The organism is Paenibacillus sp. 37, assembly GCF_008386395.1.
Lineage (GTDB): Bacteria > Bacillota > Bacilli > Paenibacillales > Paenibacillaceae > Paenibacillus > Paenibacillus amylolyticus_B.
The window spans coordinates 6,699,198-6,725,475 of the sequence record NZ_CP043761.1 but is presented as its reverse complement, the minus strand read 5'-3'; the positions used below and the strand labels follow the sequence as shown (position 1 = coordinate 6,725,475).

Below are 26,278 nucleotides of genomic sequence, written 5' to 3'. Positions count from 1 at the left end.
ACAGGGGAGTAATGCACATGGAGTACATCAAAGGATTTACATTTGGCTGGATGAGTGGCAGGGGAGACTTCCGCAAGCCGGAAGCGAAGGAGTCCTTGCGCCTGATGGCTGAACGTACAGGCAGTTCGCATGTTATTTTTGCACTGGCGGCACATCAGGATCATCCGCAGGCGGTAGAGGTCAAGTATCGGGGTGAACATCTGGTCGAGGATGATGAACTGGTCGACATGATTGGTTATGCCCGTACACTCGGGCTGCGTGTCATTCTGAAACCAACCGTCAACTGCACCGATGGCACATGGCGTGCACATATTAACTTTTTTGATATCGATGTGCCTTGTGAGCCGAAGTGGAAGGATTGGTTCCGCAGCTACACGGCATTTCAGAAGCATTATGCAGCGATTGCAGAGCAGGAAAAGTGTGAGATGTTCATTGTAGGCTGTGAGATGGTGCAATCCGAGCGTCGGGATCAAGAGTGGCGAGAGGTTATCGCTGGTGTGCGTGATGTGTACACGGGACTGGTGTCATACAACACGGACAAATATCAGGAAGGTCATGTGAAATGGTGGGATGCTGTGGACGTGATCTCTTCCAGTGGCTATTATCCCATTGGAGATTGGGAGGCACAGCTGGATCGTATTGAACAGGTGATTGCTCCATATGGCAAACCCTTTTTCTTCGCGGAAGCAGGCTGTCCCAGCCGCAGTGGATCAGCCCAGGTACCGAACGATTGGGGACTGGAAGGCGAAGTGAGTGCGGAGGAACAGGAGCGTTTCTATGAGGCCATGTTCCGGCATATCAGTCAGCGTGACTGGGTGCGCGGGTTCGGTCTATGGGATTGGAGCGCACATCTGCACGCGGAGAGGGATGCACTGATTAACGACGGATACGGGGTATATGGTAAGCCTGCGGAGAAAATTATTCGTCGGTTCTATGAAGACATCACTGTAGAAGTTTAAACGAGAAACAAGAAGGTGTATGTGAGATGATCTTAGTGATATATCTCTATATGTACTTTCGTGATTTCCATGCTGTGAGCAAGGAATAGCAGATTATGGTGGAGCTCATTTTTCCAGTTGTAACTCTCATTCAGGTCAAGAAGCCTTTCCTCCCACAGGAAAGGTTCTTTGGCTATATTAGTAACAACACATACCATGTCGAATTTTATTGACAAAAGGAGGACTCCTGCCTATTCTTAATGGATGAATATGAGAATCATTATCATGAAATAGAGAAAAGGGGTTCAACATCCATGTCTGTACAACATCGCAAATCTTCGGCGCTCACACTGGCAACTATGCTCTTGTTGCTATTGGTTATCGTGGGCTGCAGCAATACAGGAAGTGCAGATAAATCCTCATCTGCTGCTTCGGATCAAACATCTACGAAGTCGATTACGATGTCATGGCCACGTGATATCGGTACAATGAATCCGCATACGTACAATCCTTCGCAATTATTTGCCCAATCCATGCTCTATGAGCCACTGATCAGTTACCAGAAGGACGGAAAACTGGAACCTGCTCTGGCAGAATCATGGACCATCTCCGATGATGGCAAAGTATATACATTCAAGCTTCGCCAAGGTGTGAAATTCTCAGATGGTACGCCATTTAATGCTGAGATTGTGAAAAAGAATTTTGATGCTGTTATGAAAAATAAAGATACACATAGCTGGCTGGGCATTGTAGGCGTGCTCGACAAGACGGAGGTTGTGGACGATCAGACTTTCCGGTTGACACTCACAGAGCCGTATTATCCGGTTCTTCAGGACTTGTCGGTAGTTCGTCCTTTCCGCTTCCTGGGTGAAGCTGGATTCCCGGATGACGGAGATACATCCCAAGGCATCAAAGAGCCGGTGGGTACTGGTCCGTGGATGCTGGCTGATTACAAGCAGGACGAATATGCTGTTTTCAAACGCAACCCGAATTATTGGGGAACAGCGCCGAAGGTAGATCAGATTACGGTCAAAATCATTCCTGACGGTGAAACCCGTGTACTTGCTTTTGAAAAAGGTGATCTCGATCTGATCTACGGGGAAGGTGTGATCAGTCTGGATGCATTCCAACAGCTTCGTGACAACGATGAATATGTGACGCAATTGTCTGATCCGGTGGGCACACGCAGTCTGCTGCTGAACTCTTCCAATCCAAAGTTGTCCGATGTCAGAGTGCGGATGGCGCTCCAGCAAGGGTTTAACAAACAGGCGATGGTTGAGGGTGTCACTTCCGGATTGGAAGAACCAGCCGATACCGTATTGTCCAAAAACTATCCGTACACCAATGTAGACTTGGAACCAATCACGTATGACGTGGAAAAATCCAAAGCATTACTGGATGAAGCGGGCTGGAAGCTGCCGGCTGGTGGGACGGTTCGTGAAAAAGACGGTCAGCAGCTTGATTTCGAGATGATTTTTGACAAAACGGACCCGATTCAGAAAGCGATGGCTGAGACCATTCAGGCTGAGTGGAGCGAGCTGGGGGTTAAAGTAAACCTCACGGGACTGGAACTGACGGTACAGATCAAACGTTTGAAAGCCAATGATTTTGACCTGTATTTCTGGTATAACTATGGCGCTCCGTATGATCCTCATTCCTTCATTAACGTTGTGGCAAGCCCTGGATTCGGGATTTCCGAGACCTTGAGTGCGTTGCCGATGAAAAAGGAACTGGACGATCAGGTGCATGCAGCCCTGTCATCTACAGACGAGACGAAACGCCAGGAGTTATATGGCTCCATCTTGAAAACACTTCAGGAGCAATCGGCGATCGTACCGATCTCTTATATTAAGAAAACGGCTGTATATCAGAAGAAAATCTCCAACTTTATTTTCCCGGCGAACCGTGATGAGAATCCGTTTGTGGGCATTGAACTGGGCAATCAATAAATAGTAAGTACTTTAATTAGGGAAGTGGATGGTCCTTGGTAAGGCCATGTAGCTTGATGAAAGGGAGGAACGTTTGGTGATCGGCTATATTGGTAAACGAATGATCGCGATCATTCCTATCGTTTTTATCGCTACACTTGTTACCTTTGCACTTATTCATATCTCACCAGTTGATCCGGCCGAGGCTTATCTGACAGCAGCTCATATCTATCCAACACCGGAGCTGCTTGCGCAAAAGCGACATGAATTCGGTCTGGATCAGCCCTTGTTAACCCAATATGCGGATACGATTCAGAAGATTGCCAAGCTCGACTTCGGCACCTCGTACCTCACCAATAAACCCGTATGGGATGAAGTGAAATTAAGGCTTCCGGCTACGGCTGAACTAGCCTTCTGGAGTATGTTGTTATCGGCTCTGGTAAGTATTCCTTTGGGAATACTGGCCGCAGTGTACAAGAATAGCTGGATTGACATGGTCAGCCGGGCAATTTCCTATATTGGAGCATCTATTCCGCAATTCTGGCTCGGTTACCTGCTGATCTTCTTTTTCTCGGTGAAGCTGGACTGGCTGCCTGTGGAGGGGCGTGGATCGTGGGAGAATCTGGTTCTGCCTACGGTAACACTATCCATGATCCTGATTGCGGTCTACACCCGATTGTTACGTTCCAGTGTACTGGAGCAATTGCAGGAGACATATGTAAAGTATGCAAGAACACGCGGGATTCGCGAAAGAGTGATTATGCTCAAACATGTCCTGAAAATCGCCATATCGCCCCTTATTACAGGAATGGGGATGAGTATGGGCAAGCTGCTCACAGGCACCATTATTGTAGAGCAGGTGTTTTCCTGGCCGGGGTTCGGGCGTTATTTTGTCGATGCGATATTTAACCGGGATATTCCCGTGATTCAATGTTATGTCTTCCTGGCGGCATGCCTGTTCATCGTATGCAATCTGCTCGTTGATCTGGTGCAGCTCGTTATGGACCCACGGATTTCAGCGAAAGGACGGGCAGAACATTGATAAACAAATGGCGTGCGATATTTAAAGGACAGAGAGCCATCCAGATCTGCTCTGTGATCATATTGCTCTTCTTCATAGTCGCGTTATTAGCTCCATGGATTGCTCCTCATGACCCGGTGAAGGTGAATTTGTTGCAGAAGCTGGCGAGTCCATCGCTTGAGCATTGGCTGGGAACGGATCATCTCGGACGCGACAATCTCACCAGGCTGATGTATGGTGCGCGGGTGTCGCTTGGATTTGCTACTCTGATTTTTCTGTCTTCTCTGCTCATTGGTGTCATTGTGGGTTCGATCTCCGGATACCTTGGTGGCTGGGTGGACAGTTTGCTAATGCGCTTGTGTGAAGGCATTATGGCGTTTCCGAATCTGGTGCTGGTGCTCGGTATTGTGGGGATTTTTGGTCCAGGTCTGATGCAGGTGCTTCTAGCCCTCATGATGGTACAGTGGGTGTATTATGCACGCATCTGCCGGAACATGGTCGTGAGTCTGAAGGAACGGAATTTTATCGCGGCGGCGCGAGTTAGTGGTTCCTCTTCATGGACGATTATTCGTAAACATATCATCCCCAACGTGCAGCGTCCCATTGTTGTCATGGGCACGTTAGAGATGGGCTGGGCGATTATGGATATATCCGCACTGTCCTTCTTGGGGCTTGGCATTCAACCACCCAATGCAGAGTGGGGCGCCATGATTCATGAAGGAACGGGTTATATTCGCAGTCATCCGGAGTTAATGATCTACCCGGGTGCATTGATTCTACTGGTGGTCATTACGTTCAACATCTTGGGCGAAGCGTTATCCGAGCGTTATGGCATTACAAAACGGTAGTTGATTCGGAACCAAACTCACACGGAGGTGAACGTAACGGTGGATGATGCAGCGAAGGTACTCGAAGTTCGAGGTCTGCAAGTGAATCTTAGAACAGCGGAGGGTTCCGTCCCGTTACTTGCGCCCATTGATTTCGAATTGAAAAAAGGTCGTGTCTTCGGTCTGGTCGGCGAGAGTGGCAGCGGTAAGACCGTTACTTGTAACGCATTGCTCCATCTGCTTGATCCGCGCAGGATGGAGGTATCGGGCAGCATCCGTCTGAATGGACGGGAGCTTGGCTCGTTGTCTGGTGAGGAGATGCGACGCATCCGTGGCAAGGACATCGGATTTATTATGCAGAATCCGATGAATGCTTTTACACCCGTATACACGATTGGATCTCAATTCATTGAAACTTTACGTACGCACACAGGAATGTCCAAAGCAGCGGCCCGAGAGCGGGCGATTGCAGCCTTGGCAGATATGAACTTACCTGAACCAGCTAAACTGATGAAGCGATATCCCTTCCAACTGAGTGGAGGTATGTTGCAGCGGGTGATGATCGCCATATCGATGTGTCTGCGACCCGCCCTGGTAATTGCTGACGAACCAACGACGGCACTGGATGTTGTGAATCAGTTGAAGGTGCTTCAGGAATTGGATCGGCTACGTACCGAATACGGCACATCCATCTTGCTCATCTCCCACGATCTGGGTGTGATCTCGCAAATGGCAGATGAAGTCGCGGTTATGCAGAAGGGTCGAATTGTAGAGCAGGCAGATGTGTATCAACTGTTCGATCAGCCGCAGCATGAGTATACCCGGATGTTGTTAAATGCTAGACCTAGTATGTCTTTGGGACGATAGCGATTACAGGTGAGTTGAATCGTTCAGTGAGTTTATGTGTAGAACGGGAATGAACTGTATTTTGAGTGGGTAGTGTAGGGATGGAATGGACAAGGTGATTTGCAATTTTGTCTTCTTCGGAGATTGCTTCTGCCAAGTACAAGAGAGGAGGATGACCTGATGCTTCAGGTACGTGAAGTAAGCCATAGCTATGGCAAACGCAATTGGCTGGATCGTTCGGGAGCACGTCCTCCTGTGCTGGCAGACATCTCACTTACGATTGAGAAAGGTGTATGTCTGGGACTGCTGGGTACGAGCGGGGCAGGTAAAAGTACCTTGGGCAAAATCATTCTTGGTTTGGAGAAGCCCAGAAAGGGTCAGGTTTTATTTCAAGGACAGGATATCTATCGATCTAGCAAACCCGTGCTTAAGGAATTACGACGTGATCTGCAAGTCGTGTTCCAGGACTGTTATTCGGCTGTGAATCCGCTTATGACTGCCGCGCAGATTATCGGTGAGCCGCTGGATAATTACGAGCGTTTGTCGGCAAAAGAACAACTGCGTGTGGTTGGACAACTGCTTGAGCAGGTCGGACTTACACCAGAGGATGGGAGCAAGCTTCCGCACCAGTTCAGCGGTGGGCAATTACAGCGGGTCAACATCGCACGAGCCATCGCGCTCAAGCCGAAGTTAATCGTACTGGACGAATCAATCAGCAGCCTGGATATGGTGCACCAGACACAAATCTTATCCTTATTGACGGAGTTAAGAGCGTCCTACGGGTTGTCGTACCTCTTTATCACGCATGATATTCGGACCGCCATGACCATCTGTGACCGTATTACCGTAATGGATCAGGGAAAGCTGGTCTACAGCGGTGATGCCGGGGATTCGGTCATGCAGTCGGATCATCCGGTTGTGCAGCAGTTGGTATCGTCCATTTTACCTGAGCATCCGTCGGATCGTATTTCGTTTGGGTAATGGTTGCTTGGGTGCAAACCTGCGAAAGCACATACAGATTGGGAGAATAACGCTTCTACGATTCGTTAAACGGAAGACTTGTCGGAAATGGAGCTATTAACGTGTGTAAGATTCGTTAGACCATAATTAAAATGAATGCTAAAAGGGTTGTCCCCTACGCCTTGAACAAGACGTAGGGGACAACCCTTTTTTTGTACCTGGGAATAGGCACATTTCCTGCTTTCTGATATAAGTTAAACTAAAATTACACTTACACCACTCAAATTACAGGACTACCTTTGAATTACGCTTATCCCCAGATTTTTGATTTAACTTATAAGGTGAACATCTGGAGAGAAACCTATACTTCCGATGAGGATTTCTTGCAGAAATCTTTTACCCCATCTTCCGGCCAAGCAACTCGATCTTCTCCAACCATTTCTTTCTCTGTTCCTCGGACTGTTTTCCCACCACATCTACAGGTGTTATCCGAACTGGTTTGATGCCTGTCAGCGCAAAGGTGGAGATTTTCATCATTTTGTGTGCGGGCTCACCTTGGAACCATTTGAAGTACCAGCTAGGACCATCCATCGTGGTGATCATGCGAGCGGTGCGGCCTTTGAGCAGCTGATCCGGGAAAGGTTTTCCTTTTTGGTACTTGAATGCGTAACCTGGCATGAAGATTCGGTCAACGAATCCTTTCAGCAGGGCAGGCGGTCCTCCCCACCAAATCGGGAATACCCATACGAGATGCTCTGCCCATTTAATCGCCTCTTGTGCTTCTAGCAAGTCCGGTTCAAGCGGCAGTTTATTACGATAGCCTCCCTCTAAATTCATGTTGAATGCCAGCTCGTTCAGAGTGATCATGCGGACGTCGGCACCAGCCTGCACCGCACCTTTATGGTAAGCTTCGGCAATTGCGCCATTGTAACTTGGGGAAACGGGATTGCCTTGGATGATTAATATTTTCTTCATGATGACGACACGTCCTGACTATTTTAGTTAATGAACACTAACCTCATGTGCAAAAAGAAAAGGTCACGTATGACCCGGTAATCCATCGGTATATCCTGATGGTTTGTTGACGATTCTCTTTTAGATGTGTTCAAAAAGTCCACTTTTTGAACACGTACTTATATTAACGTGCAGTTCTGAACCTTTTTTGGTGTTCTGCGAGGTCAGAATGGTTGCGCCTCTCCAGTTCTACTCCTGAGATACCTGCCCCAACATCAATGAGAGTCGGTGAACGGTTTCGCCGGTGTAGGGTACCAACAACTCTGGCAATTCACCTTGCATACTCGAGACCGCCATACGTGTAATCGCACCGATCACCAGAACGGCTGTGAGCCGTGAATCCTGCTGAGGCAGTTCGCCCCGCATCATTCCCTGATCGATCAGATCCATTAACGCATCCAATGGTTGACGGTAATCATCACTGCTTCCGGCTTCAATAAATATTTCATGATTCTGTGAAATCAACAGCAGTCCATAGGGATCTTCATCGTGCAGGTGAAGAACCTCGGTAATCAGTTGCTTGAAGCGTTCCAACACGGGACCTTCCTGGCGAACATACCCGTCAATCAGTGAAGTATAGTCCGCGCAGTATTGGGTGAAGGCTTCCAGGGCAACGGCATCTTTGTTTTTAAAATGTTTGTAGATCGCCGCATCGGTTACTCCGGCGGCGTCACCGATCTCTTTGACGGATATGCCGTCAACGCCTTTGGTTGCGAACAAGCGCATCGCCGCTTGTAGGATATCTTTCTTTTTGCTATCCACATGAGATTTGTTCTTCATGATTGTATAGTAAGTGATTACTAACCAAAATGCAATAAGCAATTTTGAAACTCTGAATGGAGACATGGAATAAGCGCTTACGGACAAAGCTTGCAGGCTTGAGAGAGGCAACGTATGATGAATAGAAATCAACATCGGAGCAGCAGGAAGAACGAAACGGATGGTGGATTGCGTGAAAGATGAGATGGATGCATATAGCTGGGTGACGCCCGAAGGAATGCTGAATGATCACTATATAACAAGCCGCGAACAGTTGTATAAAGGAATGAACGGACGATATGTGGAGCGATTCACTGTTCCTACCGGTGAAAGTTATATTTTCAAACCACTGACGAATTCTGCACAGCATGGACGGGAACGATGGATGTACGAGCGCGTATTATCAGGATTAGCACAGATCTATCCGCAACTCATTGCAGCGTCGGATCTTACCATTGCACCGGCACGGAGTTGGATGATCTATGAGGATCTGGGGCAACTGGTGCATGATTCGCGAGAGGCGACGATGCTTGATGCAGCGGTACATATGGCAGCATGGCATGCATTGCCTGTTACGGATTGGAGTGAGCTGCCTCGCGTAGGTCAGAAACCGCCCATTCGCACGATGCTGGATGAGTTGCAGATGCATAGGCAATTTACCGATGAACTGTTATCCAGATTGGGTATGCAGCTATCCGCATTCGATTGGGACAAGATCTCAAGGTTTATCTTCACGGCAGTAGAAGAACTTCCTACCGTTCTGTGTCACGGAGATCTGCATCCCGGGAATCTGGCGGAAGTTGACGGCAGGCTGGTCGTCTTGGACTGGGAGCATGCCCATCTGAATACGCCGCTGTGGGACATGTACCATCTGGTAGATCTCTCGCATCCGTTGTTTCCCAGAACGGTTACGCCTGCTTTGCGAGAGCGGGTTATAGACATTTATTTGGACAAACTAGAGAGCCTGGGCGTGCAGATTGAACGGGATTCTTTTGCAGGATGGTACAACGCCTATGCTATTGTATTTTCGCTCTGGATGCTGTGTTTGATTGATGGTGACCTGAGAAGTGAGGAATGTGTGTGGCCGAAGGAACAGTTGCGTAACCAGTGGCATGAGACGGCAGCGACGCTGGAACAGTGCATGAAGCACATGGGTGAGGAATAGAAATGAGGGGTGAGAAGCTTGCGTAAAGTCGGACTTGTTATGCGTAAAATTCAATTCACGGAAGCACAGGGGCCACGCGTATTTGCGGATCGACTGAAGCAGATTGGTCTGGAGCTGGGCGTGGATATTGTGTTCATCTCGCCGGAGCGTCATGTCAGCGGATACGACTGGTTGCCGGGTTATGAGCATGAGAAAGGTGACCTGGTAAACTACGATATCGTGCTGGACCAGATTCATAGCCAAAATATAGAGCATGTCATCTACACCGTATCCGGGTTTACGTTTTTGAAGATGTTCTTACCAAAGAGTGTACTGTTCCCGCACAGTTTCCCCGATCCCGCGCTAACGGGATATGAGATGATGAAGCCATTTTATACGATGGTGGATAAAGCGGTTGTACAGACGGAGTTTTTGAAAACAGAACTTGGTCGCAATTTCGGCGTACATGACGTGAACGTCATCCCGATTGGCTTTAGCGAAGAGCTGGCGAACCGGCACTATGACCCGAGCCAGGTCGTGCATAATCGGGTGCTCTGGATTGGTAGGGATGAAGCGAATCGTCGACCGGATCTGGTGCTGGAATATGCTCGGCAGAACCCGGACAAGGAAGTATATATGGTGTTTGGCGGTGTTCGCTATAAGGAAACCATGAAGAAGTACGACATTCCTGCCAACGTGAAGCTGAAGTTCGCGCTCACGCAGGATGAGATATTTACGTTGATGAACTCTGCCAAGGTGTATTGGAGCTGTTCAGCCTTTGATACGTTTGCGATGCCGCTGACGGAAGCGATGGCGATGGGCAAAATGGTTGTGAAGCCGGAGCACGCTTGCTACGGTCACATTCGATCCACGCATGCCTTTGCAGGCAACGAGGATAACTGGTTTGAACTGGTGAACATGGCTGCGGCAGCGCCGCGCAGTGTGTCGGAAGACAACCGCGAGTATGCCTTTGGTGCTTTTTCGCGCACGAAGATGAAGGAAGGGTACAGGCAGTTTTTCTCCGATTGGTTAAAGTAAAGGATAATCGTGCGGGGTATGAAGTTGGACGGATCAGTAATGATGAGGTTGAAATAAGGCAGAGCCATTGGATGGAGGTTCACTTTCCAGCACTTAGGAGGAGACTTTATGGAAGTACTGATCTTGTGGACATTGGGAATGTGGGCGGTGCAGCTGCTGATTGAATGGCTTATCTACCGGTTGCAAGGACGCCGAATGACGTGGGTACAATATATATTGCCATGTGTGGCCTTGCTCGGCGGTGCCGTCGTAATCATGATCAGCATCGATATTGGCGGGTGGAACGGCATCGGATATGCCCTGCTTGGCGTATCGCTGGGTACCGCGGGAATGTTAACACTCATTACGGTGGCGATCAGGGATGTGGTGCTTCGGCGACGGGGCAGGAATTAAGCGGAAGAATGAAACCTCTATACAGTAAGATTGAATCGGGTGATGGGATGGTTGCAGGAACGCATCCGTCTGTGATATATTTACATTAATTATGACAAGGGAGGTGAAGACAGGTGAATCACGAGATGCTTAACAACCGTATTAGCCAGCTGCCGATTGCTATGGCTGGCATTGTTCATACTTTTCTGACCAACGGGAGAAGTCTGTCCAATTTTGAATATACGGAAGTTAACATTTGCGAGAAGATGCCTGCCTTGACCTCATTCGGACGATAAGCGATATTGCTTGAATTCTGAAGGGCCGCGGAGCTAACCTCCTGCGGCTCTTTTTGTGTTGCGGTCAGGATCTTCCAACTATAGGAGGAACCTTATTATGATGATGATTAGCGCGCAACAACTGACTCAATACCACGGAGCACATCTGGTGCTGGACGGCATTACATTTGAGATTATGGAAGGTGACAAGGTTGCCTTAATCGGCCGCAACGGAAGCGGCAAGACCACACTTATGCGCCTGATGGCAAGAATGAACAAGCCGGATGAAGGGCAATTGATGATCAAAAAAGATACACGAATGGGATATGTAGCTCAGGTTCCAGAAGGACTGGATGACCATACCGTACTGGATGTGCTGAGTCTTGGATTCAAGGAGCTTATGATGTGTCGCACGCAAATGAAGGAAATGGAGCAGCAGATGTCCGATCCAGCATGTGCAGCAGACCCTAATCAATTGGAGCGCTTGTTGAAACGTTATGCGGCACTGCAAGACCAGTTTGAGCGTGAGGGTGGATACGAAATGGATGCCCGGATCGATCAGGTGGCGGACGGTTTGGATATCGCCAAGGCACACTATGGTTGGCACTTCGGTTCCTTGTCCGGTGGGGAGCAGACTCGGGTGGTGCTGGCCTCGCAGCTAATCGTAAGACCTGATCTGTTATTGCTGGATGAGCCAACGAACCATCTTGATCTGGAGCGGGTCGAGTGGCTGGAAGGATTTTTACGTGAATATCCCGGCACCATTGTCCTGATCTCGCATGATCGCTACTTTTTGGATCGGGTGGTGAATCGAACGCTGGAGCTGGAGGATGGTGAGGCGTTAACGGCAGCGGGGGGCTATACGGAATATATGGCGGTGAAAGAACAGCGGCTGTTGCAGCAATTCGAGGAGTTCAAGGAGCAGCAGAAGGTGATCAAAAAAATGAAGGAAACGATCCGCCAACTGGAGGAATGGGGCCGAATTGGTGGGAATGAAAAGTTCTTCAGACGGGCGGCTTCGATGCGTAAAGCAATCGAGCGGATGGAACAGGTGAAGCGTCCTGTGCTGGAGCGCCGTAATGCCGAGTTCGATGTTCGTCCTACGGATCGAACGGGCAAACGGGTAGCGGTATTGGAACAGGTCGAGAAGAGCTATGGTGAGCGCGAAATCCTGTCTGGAATCTCGGGTCTGTTGGAATATGGGGATAAAATTGCACTCATTGGACGCAATGGCTCCGGCAAGACGACCTTGTTCAAGCTGTTGCTTGGTGATGAGCAGCCCAATGCGGGCAAGCTGGAGTGGGGAGCACGCGTGGATGTAGGGTATCTGGCTCAACAGGAGGAACCTACGAATCCGAAGCTGAATGTGCTTGAATACTTCCGTCTGGAAGCGGGCGTGGAGGAAGGCGAAGCACGCGGGATTCTGGCTCGATACCTGTTCTATGGAGCGGATGTATTCCGCTCAGTCGGGCAGTTATCCGGCGGGGAATGGACGCGCCTGCGGCTGGCTCTGCTGGTGCAGCGCAAACCCAATGTACTGCTGCTTGATGAGCCAACCAACCATCTGGATATCGCATCCAGAGAAGCGCTGGAAGAGTCGCTGGTTGATTTTGAAGGAACCGTACTTGCCATCTCACATGATCGGTATTTCGTCAATCGCCTCGCCTCCCGTGTCTGGGAACTGGAGGACGGTCAGATGACCGCTTATCTGGGAGACTATGAGGCATATCGGGAGAAGAAGCTTGAAATGCAAGCTCGTGCGGCGGAGACAACTCAGGCTACAGCAGGAGTGGGAGTTCCTTCTCGTGGGAGTGCCAAGTCAGAGATGAAGTCAGGTTTAACGTCTGCTCCCGGCGGAACTGCCAGATCAGGGAAGAAACCAGAAGCAACCTCGACATTGAACGGTTCCACTGTTACGGCTACCGATGGAAGTCGTGATCATGAAGTTTCCACAGGATCAAGCAAGGCGTTGACTCCTTCGGCAGCAACTGCATCGAATTATAGAAGTAGCAATGGCAACAACCATTCTGCGGAGAAGCTGGAACAGACGTTAGCTCGTCTTGAGGCACAGATTCAGGCACTGGACCAACAGTTGGAATCCGTACAGAACAATCCGGTTGAACTGGAACAAATCTGGAATGATCGCGAGCAATTGTCCGCTGAATATAATGATATATTGGCGCAGTGGGCTGAGTTATAAGTCAGAATGGCATGAGCATAAGATGGAACAAGCGAGGTCGGAGAATCATTTCCGGCCTTTTTGACCGGGGTTAAATACCATACGTTTTGTGTTAGCCAAGAGAGCGTTAAAGCACGAATGTAGCATCGTCAACTTGATTGAAGTAGCTAAAGGTATTGTGAAATTGATTCACTAGTGGAACTTTTTACCTTCACATGCGTTAAATACGTTTGTATGAATTGAAACGGCTCACCTAAGAGCTCGCAAAAAGGGAGGTTATCGGTATCTATTATTCATTGACGTATCGGAATTGGTCGGATGATCGACAGGCGGAGACGGGAGTGCTGGAACAGACTTCAGTCACACGAGATGAACTGTTCATGCGCAAACTGGTGGATGCTACCCTGGTGAAAAACAAACTCTGGGCGCATCTGTCCAATGAATGCCAGGATGGACGGGAACATGCGGTATACGTAACGGCGTATGAGCAACAGATGCCGGACGAGTACGGTGCAGCCATTGCGGATGCTGCGCTGGCCATGTGCAAAATGTCTTCCATGTATAGTGCAGAGTATATGCTGTGGAATGGAAGTTCGTTTCAGGAGTTGGAACTCACAGCGTCATCCACCTATACGATGGAGCTTGCCGAGCAACTGCTGGACCATTACATGGTTCGCAGTGGCAAGACGTATGAGTTCCTGTATTCCGTGCTGGATGCGGATCGCAAGAAAGTGTTGTTTTATATGAAAGAGGTGGATCTGTAATGAGTGACCAAGAGCGGGGGCAAGCATCGAAACCCGGATCAAAAGCAAAGCTGGTTGCTTTCTCCCTGATGCTGGCGGTTCCTGCCGTGTTATCCGGTTGTGGCAGCAACAATGATGAATGTGACCCGGAGTATGATACCGGATGTGAATATGATTCCAGCAGTGGACACTATTACTACGGTGGGTCGTCGTATCGAAGCAACAAGGACAGTAACAGCTCCTATAGCAAATCCAAGTCCAAATCAAGCGGCTTCGGTAGCTTCTTCCGCAGTTCGGGAGGATAAACGGATGAGGCAAGTGGTTCAACTACCGTTTAGTCACGAAGAGGTATTTCAGGGTGCAACAGAACGACAGATTCCATACCATCGGATGTACGGGAAGCAATATTGTGTGCCTGCATTAACAGTCTATTCTCCTTCGGAGGTACAAGAGCTGCGTACCGCAGCCGAGGCGGTAGACAGCATCTATTGCAAAGTGATGCGATTTATCCAACAGTACATGCCGGATTCCTTTTTGGAGCATCAGCTGGGTATCCATCCCGGGCTTATCCCGGCGGCACGCATGGAGATGGTGACTGGAGGCATTACCCGTCAGGACTGGATTATCGGAGAAGCTGGGCCCAAGTGTATTGAAAATAATACGGACACTCCAACGGGCATACCGGAGGCTGCTGCTCTGGAAAATATCCTGGTCGGTCTTGCCGAGGATGCTACGCTAGCAGCGCCATCTGCCGAGATGGATGCACGTATTCAGGCGTGTTTCAAGATATGGCTGGAATTCTATGCAGAGCAAGGATTGCAGGGTCCGGTGACGTTCACTTCTTTTGGTGAACATGTCGAAGATCGAACAAATACGGAATACCTGATGAGACGATGTCAGGAAGCGGGATACGAAGTTTTCTATGCTCCACTTGATGAACTGGAGATTGTTCCGGGAGAGGCGCTTTACCATAAAGGTCGGGAGATTAATCTGCTCTACCGCCTCTATCCACTGGAATATCTGATCGATGATCGGGATGAGACGACAGGCGTGGACATTGGCGCTGCGTTACTTGAACTTGTACGGGAAGGACGGCTAGGCCTGATGAATCCCGTTCAGCATGTGCTCATGCAGAGCAAAGGCTTCATGGCGGCAATCTGGTCGCTCTACGAGCGTAATGAGCAAACCCCGGAATATTGCGGGTTTACCCTCTTTGATGATACAGAGATGGACGTCATTTCCCGATATCTGCTGCCAACCTATTTTTCAGCTGAACCCTTCGATCTGAACGCCATGCCATATGTAGCCAAAAGCTATTGGGGGCGCGAAGGCAGAGGAACTCTTTTGCTGGATGGAGGAACGAACAATGCCTTTGGAAAGCAGGATATGGAGCATCCTCTTAACGAGACGCTGGAATCCAATCGTGCAACTGCGACAACAGACGAGGATGAAGAGATTACAGCTTATTACGAAAATCAGCCCAAAATCTATCAGAAGCTGGTTCCGATGGAACAGGTCGTGATTGAGACGGAAAATGGAGCGTACAGCGGTTATCTGCTTACAGGGGTATTTGTTATCGGTGGGCGTTTGGCTGGAGTGCTGCCACGGGTTGGGGAGAAAGTAACCGGAGATATGGCCTATTATTGCGCGGCTGCGGTTCGTGAACGGATGAATGATGAGGAGGAGAAGAAGGAATGGAGAACTTGGGATTGAACTTGCTGAATGTTGTGGTGGGTATAGGCATTTTGCTAGTGGTATTGGTATGTGGATATTTCGCTTTTAGCAAATTGACCCGGTATAACGATAGTGAAGAGATCGCGAAAGGAAACGAAGCGGCGGGCATGTACATGGGCAGCAAATTGTTGGGACTGTGTATTATTGTGGGCATGGTATCTTTCTCAACGCATTCGTGGTTGGATATGCTGCTGTGGTCGGCGTTTGGAATTATTGTGCTGTGCCTAGTCTATATTATATTTGACTTCCTCACGCCCAAAATGCGAGTTTGCGATGAAATCGCACGAGGAAATATGGCGGTAGCGCAGCTGCTGCGTTCAATTATCATCGGCGTTTCCATCGTCATCGGTACATTTTTAATGTAAAATAAGACATAGTGTTTTATAGAATTTACTATATAAACGGAAGAAGGGGCGCGGCATCATGAGAAGAGTCATCATCGATACAGATACAGCAGGAGACGATACGATTGCGATCCTGACGGCATTGCATCACTTTCAGGTGGAAGGCATCACCATTACGGGCGGTAACGTACAATTCGACCAAGAGGTTGAAAATGCCTTGTACACGGTACAGGTTGCTGGACATGGCGGCAAGGTGCCTGTGTATAAAGGATGCGAGCGACCGCTAATGGCCTACGGTAAAGCTCAGCACCGTACAGTGGAAGACGTGCATGGCGATGACGGCATGGGCGGCGCGCATTTCCCGAAGGCGGATCAGCGTCCCGAGAGCGGGCATGCGGTTGATTTTATCATTGAGAAGGTACACGCACATCCAGGTGAAATTGAACTGCTGGCAATTGCACCGCTGACCAATATTGCAATGGCGATTCAGAAAGACCCCACGATTATTCCGGAGATTGCCCACCTGTACATCATGGGCGGAACGAATAATGCACTGGGCAATATCACCCCGGCGGCGGAGTATAACTTCTACGTAGACCCGGAAGCAGCGAAAATTGTACTGCATGCGGGCATTCCGATCACAATGGTTGGCTGGGAGATGTGCACGCAATATTCAGTGATGGATGATGACGACCATGCAGAGATTGCCGCTCTCGGTACATCGGGTGCCGATTTCTTTACATCCATTAACAAAGTGGTTATGCAGTTCAACAAGTCGGTACATAAACTCAATGGCACCACTCATCCCGATACGTTGCTGATGGCTGTAGCCGCGGATGAATCCATCATGACCAAGTCGGGTCAATATTATGTGGATGTAGAAGCGGCAGGAGAGCTGACACGCGGATACAGTGTGGTTGATATTAACGGACGTTTTGGCAAAGAGCCGAATGTACGTGTCTGTGAAGCCATTGATCGGCCGAAGTTCAAATCCATGTTGCTCGATGTTCTCTCAGCGATCCAATAAACGCAGTAATTAAACTGCAGGAAAAACAAAAAAGTCCGTGCCTTTCCCAGGTACGGATTTTTTATTGCCCATTTTTGGAATAACTACTTCACCTGTCGTAGTAAGTTGTGCTATACTTCAACTACTACGACAGATGAAGTAACGAGGAGGAGTATCTTTTGTGATCAGCAGTGACGTTATACGTGGCTACAATGATACGCTGATCCTCTACATGCTGCTCGAAGGGGAGTCGTACGGCTACGAGATTTCCAAGAACATCCGACAGCTGACAGAGGAAAAGTACGTCATGAAGGAAACGACTTTATACTCGGCCTTCACCAGATTGGAGAAGAACGGTTATATTCAATCGTTTTACCTGGATGAGAATAGTTTGGGGAAGCGTCGTACCTATTACCGGATTACGCCGCCCGGCCTCGACTATTACAGAGAAAAGTGTGAGGAATGGAAGGTTACGCAGGAGGTTGTTAATCTATTTATCAGGGAGTTGTGACAGAAAATGGAGACAATTATGGTGTATCTGGAGAACATGTTTGTTGGTCTGCCGAAGACACCCGAGGTGGAACATCTGAAGCAGGAACTCCTTTCGGGGATGGAAGATAAGTACCTGGAATTGAAGCGAGAAGGCAAGTCGGAGAATGAAGCCATCGGCATTGTGATCTCGGAATTTGGTAACATCGAGGAGTTAACAGCCGAACTCGGTATTCAGCCAGTCAGCCCGGAAGAGACAGTACCTGTGTTAACGGAAGAAGAGATTTACGCATATACCACTGCGAAGAGAAATGCTGGATTTTGGATTGGACTGGGTGTTTTATTGTGCGCGTCAGGTGTGGCATTTCTAATTTTCATGGATGCCTTATTTGAGAACTATGCCATTTCAGCTGCAAACCGTTCGGTGGAAACGGGCGCTGTACTAGGCCTGATCGGCATGTTCGTATTGATTGCCATTGCGGTAGGCATGTTCATATACAGCGGTATGAAGCTGGAACGCTTCAATTATATGGAGAAGGGCTTCCAACTTCCTTATACACTTAAAATGAGTATTCAGCATAGTCGGGAGAGCTTTGCTCTAACTTACCGTATAGCCATCATTACGGGTGTCTGCCTGTGCATTCTGTCTCCTGTGTTTATTTTCGCAGCCTCTTCTATCAATGATAACTACGCCTCTTATGGTGTATCTGCCTTTATGGTTATGGCTGGGGTAGGAGTATTCCTGTTTGTATATTACGGTAATATTCAGGGGGCTTACACAAACTTGCTGGAGAAGCACCAGTTGACGGTAGAGAAGAAGCAGGAGGTCAAGGTTGTGAGAGCCGTGGAAGCGATTGTATGGCCGCTGGCGACAGCCATCTTCTTGTTCACAGGCTTTGTATATCAACGGTGGGATATCAATTGGGCCATATTTCCGATTACCGGTATTCTCTCCGGCAGCTTTAGCAATGTGTACCATATTATGAAAAGCAAAAATCCGTCCTGAGCATGTTGCTTTGGATAGTAAAGCCCACCTATCTACTATATAGATCAGGTGGGCTTTTTTACACGTTTAATCTACCCTTGCTGCAACAAAAACGAGCGAATTCCTGTCGTGACCAGATCATGGTCTTCCTCATCAGGCAGACCCGATACCGTAATGGTGCCGACCTGTCCCTCATTTTCGAGAATCAGCGGGAAAGCGCCACCAGCCAGTACATAGTCCGATGAAGGCAGATTGAAGTTATGCTCAAGGGTCTGGTTCTCGTTTCTCAAACGCAGGGCGGTATGCCAAGAACTGGAGGAAAAATGATTCACCACGTTGTTTTTACGTCGAATCCAGTCCTCGTTGTCGGGATGAGTTCCTTCCATCGCATGCAAAAAGAGACGATGTCCCTTCAGGGTAATGTCGATGGTCACGGCCTGTGAACGACGCTTCGCTTCTTCAACCAGATGCAGGCCAAGGTTAAGCGCCGTTTCAGAACCAAATGTGGCAAATACCAATTCTAATTCTTCCTGTTTCATTTCCTTTAATTTTTCGATCATGGTGAGGTTCAAATTACAGGCATCCCCTTTACATATATGATTGATGTCTAAATTCGACATGAATGGGGACAGTACCTTCCAAGTGCGACTGGACCATGTTACTGGACGCTATATGTATGGCTGGGGATGGCTCATTTGGAGACCGTACATCAGCTGTGTTAAAGTGAAGGTAACCTAATATACAAAACTCTTAAAGTTAAAATAAGTTAGCGCTCAGTAGGCAGGAGGAGAAGCACGATGCTGTTTTATTTTGTAGCACTGCTGGTGACTTTAGTGGATCAGGGGACCAAGATTGCAGTGAGGATGTATATGGAGGTTGGCGACGTCATGAGACTGGGTAACTCGGGCATGCAGTTACAGCATTACGAGAACAGTGGAATGGCGGGCAGCATGTTTCAGGGGAATGCGCGTTTGTTCGGTGCGATTGCTGTTCTGTTCATAGCAGGCATGCTGTATTACCGGAGTAAAGGTGAGATTCGCGGTTTCTGGATGCAAGCTGGCGCGGGTTTTATGGTCGGAGGGGCTTTAGGAAATGCGATCGATCGATTTATCTATGCCCGGGTAACGGATTTCCTCGTATTTCCGTCAGGACGCGGGATTTTGAATCTCGCTGATGTCGCAATTAACATCGGTGTTGTCATGATTATCATTGGCATGTTGATTCGTGCATATCAGAGTTATCGGGCCAAACGTTTACGCAATGCTTTGCCGAAAGCAGAACGTTCGTAACATGGATAAAAGCGTTACAGTGGGTGAATATAAGCTTAATAAATGAGGGACATTGGATATCTTCCAATGTCCTTTTTGTTATGCCCAATTCGAATCGTGGGAAGAAATGCCTTGATTCATTTTTACCGAAATCGTTTTAGGAATAATAAAGGCTTGTATAGCCAACGCTCATAGTATGAGTTTGTGGAAGGATTAACCAAATGGTTATTTCACCACCTGAATGGGTAAATCTTTACGTATATAAAGTGAAACTAAGATATACACGAACACGGAGAGTGCAGAACCAATCTGAAGAAGCGAAGCGTGCGTGTTTATCACCGGATTTTCCCTTTGAGGAAGGAAATCAAAAAAATCTGGGGATAACAACGATCGGAAGATGGTACTGCAATCGGAGTGACACCGTGTAAATCACATTAGTTCAATTTTTAAAGCTGAGGGAGGTACAACATGAGAACAACGCTTACCAAGGCTCTCGGGACAATGTTGCTATGCGGAATGATGGCTGTACTTTTATCTTCCTGTACCAGTGGAGATAGCGCGAATGGCAAAGTGCAGATTGAATTTTTCCAGAACAAGCCTGAAGCCAAAACAACCTTTGACGAATTGATCAAAACGTTTAATGCGGAGCATGACGATATTCAGGTGACACAGGTGAATCCGCCAGATGCGGAGACCGTATTGAAGACACGTGTTGTCAAAAATGATATCCCGGACATTATGGCCATGGGGGCAACCGACACCTATTCCATTCTGGCCCAGAGTGATATTTTCACCAATCTGACGGACAGTTCACTGCTCCAGACGATTGATCCAAACTACATACAAATGCTTAAGGATCTCACAGGTATGGACGAAGTGACGGGTATTCCTTACGCGACGAATGCAAACGGCATCATGTACAACAAGACGCTGTTTAAGGAAATGGGCTTGGACGTGCCCAAGACGTGGGATGAACTAATCGCGACTGCCCAAAAGATTAAGGATGCGGGCGAAATTCCATTTTATTTCACATACAAGGATGACTGGCAGACAAGCCTGCCGTTCAATGCACTTGCCTCCAACCTGGTCGGCATTGATTTCTATCAGGAACGGCGCGATAACAAAGTTACGTTCAAGGAGAAGTACCGCGAGGTAGCTGAGAAGCAGCTGGAGCTCATGAAGTACGGTCACGGCGATAACTTTGGTAAAGCCTATTCAGACGGTAACCGTGCTTTCGCTAACGGTGAAGCCTTCATGTACATCCAGGGAACCTGGGCCATCTCCGAGATTCGCAAAGCAAACCCGAATATTGAGATCGGTTTCTTCCCGTTCCCAACGGGCAATGATGCAAGCAAGATCAAGCTGGTGAACGGGATCGACTCCCTATTTACGATTGCAGCGGACACACCTAATCGCGAGCAGGCAGAGACGTTTATTGCTTTTCTGCTGAAGCCTGAAAATATCGGAAGATACATTGACGAACAGACGCTGTTCTCTGCGGTCGAAGATGTGAAGCAGGATGATCCTGCGGTACAGGAATTGATGCCTTATATCGAGCAGGGCAAGGTTATTGACTTTCCCGATCACTATATTCCGGCTGCGGTGCAGCTGAATTCCATCGTACAGTCCTTTTTGCAGAACCAAAACATCGACAACTATCTAGATACACTCGACAAAGAATGGGACAAGGTTGCCAATCGGCGCTAAGCCTTGTCTGAAGGAGGATGGAGTATGAACAAGCGTATCGCACCTTATTACTGGATGACGGTTCCGGCGGTTATATTGTTCTTTGTATTTATGACACTGCCGGCCCTCCAGGGCATCTATTATTCATTTACGAATTATAATGGATTCGGGAAAGAGTATGATTTTGTTGGCTTCAAAAACTATTTCAACTTGTTCCAGGACGACAATGTAGGTAACGCCTACTGGTTTACGTTCAAATTCGCGATCGTGGTGACGATCCTGACCAATATTCTGAGCCTGCTCATTGCACTCGGGCTGAATGCCAAGATTAAGTTCCGTAACTTTTTCCGCGGCATCTACTTCCTGCCCAATATTCTGAGTGTACTGATTGTAGGTTACATATTTAACTACCTGTTCTCCAACGTATTCCCGATCTGGGGACAAAATCTGGGCATCAACGCGCTATCCACGAACATACTCGGCAGCGAGAGTCTGGCTTGGATCGGTATCGTCATTGTTGCCGTATGGCAATCCGTGGCCCTGAATACGATTCTGTATTTGGCTGGTCTGCAAACGATACCAACGACACTGTACGAGGCATCCAACCTCGACGGTGCAGGCAAATGGCGTGAATTCTGGAGTATTACCTTCCCGCTTATTGCCCCGTTCTTCACCATTAATATGGTGCTGGCAATGAAAAATTCACTTATGGTCTTCGACCAAATCGTAGCCTTGACCAACGGTGGTCCCGGACGGGCGACGCAGTCCATCTCCCATCTGATCTACACCGGAGGATTTGAAGGCGGCGAATATGCATATCAATCTGCGAACTCGGTTATTTACTTCATCGTTATTGCGGTGATTTCAATTCTGCAAATCCGGTTCCTGCAAAGAAGGGAGATGGATCTGTAATGAGAAGCCGTACACGAATCAATTGGCTCGTTATGCTGCTCGTTGTACTGGGTACCCTGTTTATCCTGTTCCCCTTGTATATGACCGTTACGATTGCTTTGAAAAATCCGGAGCAGATGGCCCAATCGGTCTTTGCCCTTCCGACAACTTTACACTGGGAGAATTTCGCAAGAGCCATCGATATGACAAACTTCTTCCAATCGTTCCGTAACAGTGCGATCGTTACCGCCTCCACCGTGCTTTTGACGTTACTCAGTAACTCCATGGTGGCCTATGCGATTGCGAGAAATATGGAGAAGCGCAAGTTTTTCAAAGGACTCTATTATTACTTCGTCAGCGCGATGTTCATTCCGTTCCCGATCATCATGCTGCCGATTGTTAAACTGACCGCATCGCTGGAGATGACAAATCTGGTAGGTCTGATCCTGCTGCACACGGTATATGGCCTGGCATTTAACGTATTTGTGTACGTTGGATACATCCGGTCCATTCCGGTAGCGCTGGAGGAAGCGGCGTTTGTGGATGGGGCAACAACCTGGGGCACATTCTGGAAAATCATTTTCCCGCTCATGGCGCCAATCAGTGCCACGGTTGGTATTCTGACCTGTCTGTCCACGTACAACGACTTCTTGCTGCCACTCATTATTATCAGTGATCCGGGACAGTACACATTGCCGCTTGTACAGTATGTATTCCAAGGGCAGTTCAATACCGAGTTTAACCTTGCGTTTGCATCCTACCTGCTCGCGTTGCTGCCGATGATTATCATCTACCTGTTTGCACAGAAGTGGATCATCAACGGGGTTACACAAGGGTCTGTAAAATAACCGAAGATGTGCTAAAGAAAAGATTATGTGTGAAGGAATATGAACCAAGAGAGTGGACTCTAAGAGTCCACTCTCTTTTTTTTGATCCTTGTCATTTGACGTTTGAGAACTGTCAAAAGGATTGATTAACCTGTAAAACTATGCTATTTTTTAGTCGTTAGTTTAATCGATAAACAAAGACGATAAGAAGAGGGGATTAAGATTCATTTTTGCAAGCGCTTTAATAAGAAAAACTGAATACGTAGATAAATCCGGCATCGTTTGTACCCAGTCTTCAAGAGCACGGGCGTAAGGTGGTGGGTTCTTTTACATGCCAAAAAAGAGAGGAGAATGGGGCAGTTGCACGGGAAAAAAGGACATTTTAACTCTCTTCGGAATCAAATCTTTATTGGTTTTGTTATGGTGATGCTTGTTGTTCTGTTGTTCGCAGGCATATCGGCCTATGATCGGGTAGCTGCTTTGCTAAAAAGCAATGCGGAGAAACATATTCATCAAACTGCCGTCCAGGCCAGTGGCAGATTGGATGCACTCATTGCACAAGTGAATTCGCTGACCGCTCAGGTGGCGGATGATTCATACGTGCAGCGTCTGCTCAGCGATGAGAAACAAGGCAACCCGGCCACCTTTAATCAGCGTCAAGCTCTCTTGCAGATTGCGGGCAGCTATCAGTCTTTCATCAATGGCGCGCAGAGTATGGAGATATACACTACGGGTTATAACCGCATCTTTCCCATGGATGACCGATCCCTCGATCTCAGAGTGGAGCGCAACTGGATCAGCCTGGCGGACGAAGGCAAAGGCAGACTGGTATGGGCAGGTGCTGACCCTGAAGATCCGGGTGTGCTTCTGGCTATTCGGCGCATTAACCTGCTGGAACATTCCTTTGAGCATGGAGGTTATATTGTGGTGCGGATGCAACGCAGTTTCTTTCAACTCAATGATTCGAATGGGGCAGATGGTTCGCAGGACTCGATCATGCTCTTGGATGGTGCAGGCGAAGTGGTGACTTCTGATCTGGAGATTAATCTCGATCCAAAAGCCATATTGGACAGCGAATCCGTCGTGCAGAACGGGGAGGAATCCTATATCGTCGTCCGGCAAAAGTCTGAATTAACGGGATGGACACTTGCTGTGCTGACTCCGCTGCAGGAGACAACGGAAGGGGTATCCATCCTGAGGACGGCGCTTCTCGTTTCGGGAATCATTGGTGTTGTTCTGTTCCTGATCATGTCCTTCTTTCTCTCCACGATGATTACACGTCCGCTCATACGCCTGATGCGGGCCATGCGCAGTGCACAACCGGGAGCCATGAGACCTAATCTAATGGTCAGCGCAACGATGGAGATTAATGAACTCAACAACGTGTATAACCAGATGGTCTACAGACAGAACGAATTGACCCGTGTGGTTCATGAGAAGGAAGTCATGCAGTCCCGGGCGGAGTTGAAGGCGTTGCAGTCTCAGATTAACCCCCACTTTCTATTTAACACACTGGAGGCGTTCTATTGGTCCCTGGAGGAAAAGGGAGACGAGGAGATGGCACGTATGGTTGTGGCGATGTCCCGATTGTTTCGTTACATTATCTCCAGCTCTCAGCAGGATGAGTGGGTTACGATTGCCGACGAGCTGGAACACGCAGAGCGGTATCTTCGCATTATGCAGATGCGGTTGGGGGATCGAATGCAATGGGAGATTGAGCTCAGCGATGCGGTTCGTAAGGTCCCCATTCCGAAACTGCTTATACAGCCCTTGGTGGAAAATGCGATCCTCCATGGCATTGAAAGTAAACTGGGACCTGGAAAGATAAGCATCCATGTGGATGCTTCGACCGACAAGAATCTGGTTCGCATTGAGGTTCGGGATGATGGCCCGGGTATGGATGAATCACGACTTCAATCTGTTATTCATGCTTTACATGGCGGGCCGGCTGTGTCCAAGAAGGGGACAGGTGTAGGTCTAATCAACGTACATCGACGGCTGAAGCTCTACTTTGGCAGCCAACTTGGCGAACGGTGCAAGCTCTCCTTAACAAGTAAGGTTGGGGAAGGGACCGTCATTGGCTTTGAGATTCCCATGGGAACGGAGGGTGCATATGATTCATGACAAAACGATTCTTATCGTGGATGATGAGCCGCGTACAAGAGAGGGTATTCGTAAAACATTGGAAGGATGGTCAGCAGGACGAAATCACATTCAGACTGCAGAAAGTGGCGTCGAGGCTGTCGAATGGCTCAAGAAAAAGCCGGCAGATCTGTTAATAACGGATGTTCGCATGCCGGAATTCTCTGGCTTGTCCCTCATTGAAGCCATTCAGCATTTTGCAAACAAACCTGTTGTCCTGATTATGTCGGGACATGCCGATTTTCAATACGCCCAGCAGGCCATTAAGTTGGGTGTTGTGGAGTATATGTTGAAACCGATTGATAAGGAACAATTGCTACAGACCGTCGAAAAAGCCCTAAAGTTCAGCGAACAACAGCGACGTATTCAAACGATGCAAGAAATGGTTGACCCCAAGCTGCTGGATGTTAAGGAGCGAGGGGAACAGAGACTAAATAGCCAGATCAGTGAAGCTTTGACCTATGTGGATACTCACCTGGGTGAACATGTGACCATGCGTGAAATCGCTGATCTGCTGCATCTCAACTCGAGTTACTTCAGTGTTTTGTTTAAGGAACAGATCGGCATCAATTTTAGTGAATACCTCACCCGGAAACGCATTCAGCGCGCGAAGGAGTTGCTTGTGCAGACAACGATGCCAATCTCGGAGATTGCGGAACAGGTGGGTTATCAGACGGATAAGTATTTTATCACGGTATTTAAAAGTCTTGAGGGGCTTAGTCCAAGCAAATATCGGCATTCCCTATCTGAACGAGATAACAAATAACCTCAAAAAAGTGGAGTTTTTCCAAATTGTTCTGGTCTTATAGCGGCAATAGGCCCGTGCTACAATTTGGTTAAAGCGGTTACATTAACCGAAAAA

At 48.3% G+C, this 26,278-nt stretch carries 27 protein-coding genes; 24 read left to right on the top strand and 3 right to left on the bottom strand.

The window, feature by feature from the left end:
• Positions 1-17: 17 nt before the first annotated feature.
• The 6 genes from F0220_RS28830 (at position 18) to nikE (ending at position 6,541) form a co-directional block, all read left to right on the top strand.
• Positions 18-959, top strand: coding sequence for a glycoside hydrolase family 113 (locus F0220_RS28830; RefSeq protein WP_105600373.1), 942 nt, complete (start codon positions 18-20; stop codon positions 957-959).
• Positions 960-1,252: 293 nt separating this feature from the next.
• The gene (gene nikA / locus F0220_RS28825; protein WP_105600670.1) at positions 1,253-2,887 is read left to right on the top strand and encodes a nickel ABC transporter substrate-binding protein; all 1,635 of its coding nucleotides are present in this window, start codon (positions 1,253-1,255) and stop codon (positions 2,885-2,887) included.
• A 76-nt stretch (positions 2,888-2,963) separates the two neighbouring features.
• Positions 2,964-3,908: a nickel ABC transporter permease subunit NikB gene (gene nikB, locus F0220_RS28820; RefSeq protein ID WP_105600370.1), complete on the top strand. Its 945-nt coding sequence runs from the start codon at positions 2,964-2,966 to the stop codon at positions 3,906-3,908.
• Positions 3,905-4,735, top strand: a complete 831-nt coding sequence (gene nikC, locus F0220_RS28815) for a nickel ABC transporter permease subunit NikC (protein ID WP_105600369.1) — start codon at positions 3,905-3,907, stop codon at positions 4,733-4,735. The genes nikB and nikC overlap by 4 nt, the downstream gene beginning before the upstream one ends.
• A gap of 39 nt (positions 4,736-4,774) precedes the next feature.
• Entirely contained in the window at positions 4,775-5,581 is an 807-nt protein-coding gene (nikD, locus tag F0220_RS28810; protein ID WP_105600367.1) for a nickel import ATP-binding protein NikD, read from the top strand.
• A 159-nt stretch (positions 5,582-5,740) separates the two neighbouring features.
• Entirely contained in the window at positions 5,741-6,541 is an 801-nt protein-coding gene (nikE, locus tag F0220_RS28805; RefSeq protein ID WP_105600366.1) for a nickel import ATP-binding protein NikE, read from the top strand.
• A gap of 375 nt (positions 6,542-6,916) precedes the next feature.
• On the opposite strand, the gene F0220_RS28800 is transcribed toward nikE, so the two are convergent.
• The gene (locus tag F0220_RS28800) at positions 6,917-7,498 is read right to left on the bottom strand and encodes an NAD(P)H-dependent oxidoreductase (protein ID WP_105600364.1); all 582 of its coding nucleotides are present in this window, start codon (positions 7,496-7,498) and stop codon (positions 6,917-6,919) included.
• Positions 7,499-7,723: 225 nt separating this feature from the next.
• Positions 7,724-8,314 carry a TetR/AcrR family transcriptional regulator gene (locus tag F0220_RS28795; protein ID WP_105600668.1) on the bottom strand — a complete coding sequence of 197 codons (591 nt, stop codon included), beginning with the start codon at positions 8,312-8,314 and terminating at the stop codon, positions 7,724-7,726.
• A gap of 172 nt (positions 8,315-8,486) precedes the next feature.
• Between F0220_RS28795 and F0220_RS28790 the strand changes: the two genes are divergently transcribed.
• From F0220_RS28790 to F0220_RS28740, 12 genes are all read left to right on the top strand, one after another.
• Positions 8,487-9,458, top strand: coding sequence for a phosphotransferase family protein (locus tag F0220_RS28790; RefSeq protein WP_223199808.1), 972 nt, complete (start codon positions 8,487-8,489; stop codon positions 9,456-9,458).
• A gap of 18 nt (positions 9,459-9,476) precedes the next feature.
• Positions 9,477-10,475 carry a glycosyltransferase gene (locus F0220_RS28785; protein WP_105600362.1) on the top strand — a complete coding sequence of 333 codons (999 nt, stop codon included), beginning with the start codon at positions 9,477-9,479 and terminating at the stop codon, positions 10,473-10,475.
• 108 nt (positions 10,476-10,583) lie between these two features.
• Positions 10,584-10,868, top strand: a complete 285-nt coding sequence (locus F0220_RS28780; RefSeq protein WP_105600361.1) for a YesK family protein — start codon at positions 10,584-10,586, stop codon at positions 10,866-10,868.
• A gap of 113 nt (positions 10,869-10,981) precedes the next feature.
• Positions 10,982-11,143, top strand: a complete 162-nt coding sequence (locus F0220_RS32665; RefSeq protein WP_017691697.1) for a hypothetical protein — start codon at positions 10,982-10,984, stop codon at positions 11,141-11,143.
• A 97-nt stretch (positions 11,144-11,240) separates the two neighbouring features.
• Positions 11,241-13,322 (top strand): ribosomal protection-like ABC-F family protein, encoded by a 2,082-nt coding sequence (abc-f, locus tag F0220_RS28775; RefSeq protein ID WP_105600359.1) that lies wholly within the window; start codon positions 11,241-11,243, stop codon positions 13,320-13,322.
• Between the two features lie 275 nt (positions 13,323-13,597).
• On the top strand, positions 13,598-14,065 hold the full coding sequence (locus tag F0220_RS28770) for a hypothetical protein (RefSeq protein WP_105600357.1): 468 nt from the start codon (positions 13,598-13,600) through the stop codon (positions 14,063-14,065).
• A complete protein-coding gene (locus F0220_RS28765; RefSeq protein WP_036671603.1) occupies positions 14,065-14,349 on the top strand; it encodes a hypothetical protein in 285 nt (94 codons plus the stop codon). The genes F0220_RS28770 and F0220_RS28765 overlap by 1 nt, the downstream gene beginning before the upstream one ends.
• Before the next feature lie 4 nt (positions 14,350-14,353).
• Complete coding sequence (locus F0220_RS28760; RefSeq protein ID WP_105600356.1) at positions 14,354-15,757, top strand: glutathionylspermidine synthase family protein; 1,404 nt, start codon at positions 14,354-14,356, stop codon at positions 15,755-15,757.
• Positions 15,739-16,143: a DUF350 domain-containing protein gene (locus tag F0220_RS28755; protein ID WP_105600354.1), complete on the top strand. Its 405-nt coding sequence runs from the start codon at positions 15,739-15,741 to the stop codon at positions 16,141-16,143. The genes F0220_RS28760 and F0220_RS28755 overlap by 19 nt, the downstream gene beginning before the upstream one ends.
• A 58-nt stretch (positions 16,144-16,201) precedes the next feature.
• Positions 16,202-17,149 carry a nucleoside hydrolase gene (locus tag F0220_RS28750; RefSeq protein WP_105600352.1) on the top strand — a complete coding sequence of 316 codons (948 nt, stop codon included), beginning with the start codon at positions 16,202-16,204 and terminating at the stop codon, positions 17,147-17,149.
• 160 nt (positions 17,150-17,309) lie between these two features.
• Positions 17,310-17,639, top strand: a complete 330-nt coding sequence (locus F0220_RS28745; protein WP_105600351.1) for a PadR family transcriptional regulator — start codon at positions 17,310-17,312, stop codon at positions 17,637-17,639.
• Between the two features lie 6 nt (positions 17,640-17,645).
• Entirely contained in the window at positions 17,646-18,623 is a 978-nt protein-coding gene (locus F0220_RS28740; protein ID WP_105600349.1) for a permease prefix domain 1-containing protein, read from the top strand.
• Between the two features lie 71 nt (positions 18,624-18,694).
• On the opposite strand, the gene F0220_RS28735 is transcribed toward F0220_RS28740, so the two are convergent.
• Complete coding sequence (locus tag F0220_RS28735; RefSeq protein WP_105600665.1) at positions 18,695-19,162, bottom strand: heme-degrading domain-containing protein; 468 nt, start codon at positions 19,160-19,162, stop codon at positions 18,695-18,697.
• A gap of 237 nt (positions 19,163-19,399) precedes the next feature.
• Between F0220_RS28735 and lspA the strand changes: the two genes are divergently transcribed.
• From lspA to F0220_RS28705, 6 genes are all read left to right on the top strand, one after another.
• A complete protein-coding gene (gene lspA / locus F0220_RS28730) occupies positions 19,400-19,891 on the top strand; it encodes a signal peptidase II (protein ID WP_091012590.1) in 492 nt (163 codons plus the stop codon).
• A 495-nt stretch (positions 19,892-20,386) separates the two neighbouring features.
• A complete protein-coding gene (locus tag F0220_RS28725) occupies positions 20,387-21,577 on the top strand; it encodes an ABC transporter substrate-binding protein (protein WP_374954418.1) in 1,191 nt (396 codons plus the stop codon).
• A gap of 24 nt (positions 21,578-21,601) precedes the next feature.
• Positions 21,602-22,468, top strand: coding sequence for a carbohydrate ABC transporter permease (locus F0220_RS28720; protein ID WP_091012591.1), 867 nt, complete (start codon positions 21,602-21,604; stop codon positions 22,466-22,468).
• Positions 22,468-23,295, top strand: a complete 828-nt coding sequence (locus tag F0220_RS28715; RefSeq protein WP_105600348.1) for a carbohydrate ABC transporter permease — start codon at positions 22,468-22,470, stop codon at positions 23,293-23,295. The genes F0220_RS28720 and F0220_RS28715 overlap by 1 nt, the downstream gene beginning before the upstream one ends.
• A 339-nt stretch (positions 23,296-23,634) precedes the next feature.
• Positions 23,635-25,398 carry a cache domain-containing sensor histidine kinase gene (locus F0220_RS28710; protein WP_105600347.1) on the top strand — a complete coding sequence of 588 codons (1,764 nt, stop codon included), beginning with the start codon at positions 23,635-23,637 and terminating at the stop codon, positions 25,396-25,398.
• Complete coding sequence (locus tag F0220_RS28705; protein WP_105600345.1) at positions 25,388-26,182, top strand: response regulator transcription factor; 795 nt, start codon at positions 25,388-25,390, stop codon at positions 26,180-26,182. The genes F0220_RS28710 and F0220_RS28705 overlap by 11 nt, the downstream gene beginning before the upstream one ends.
• Positions 26,183-26,278 lie beyond the last annotated feature (96 nt).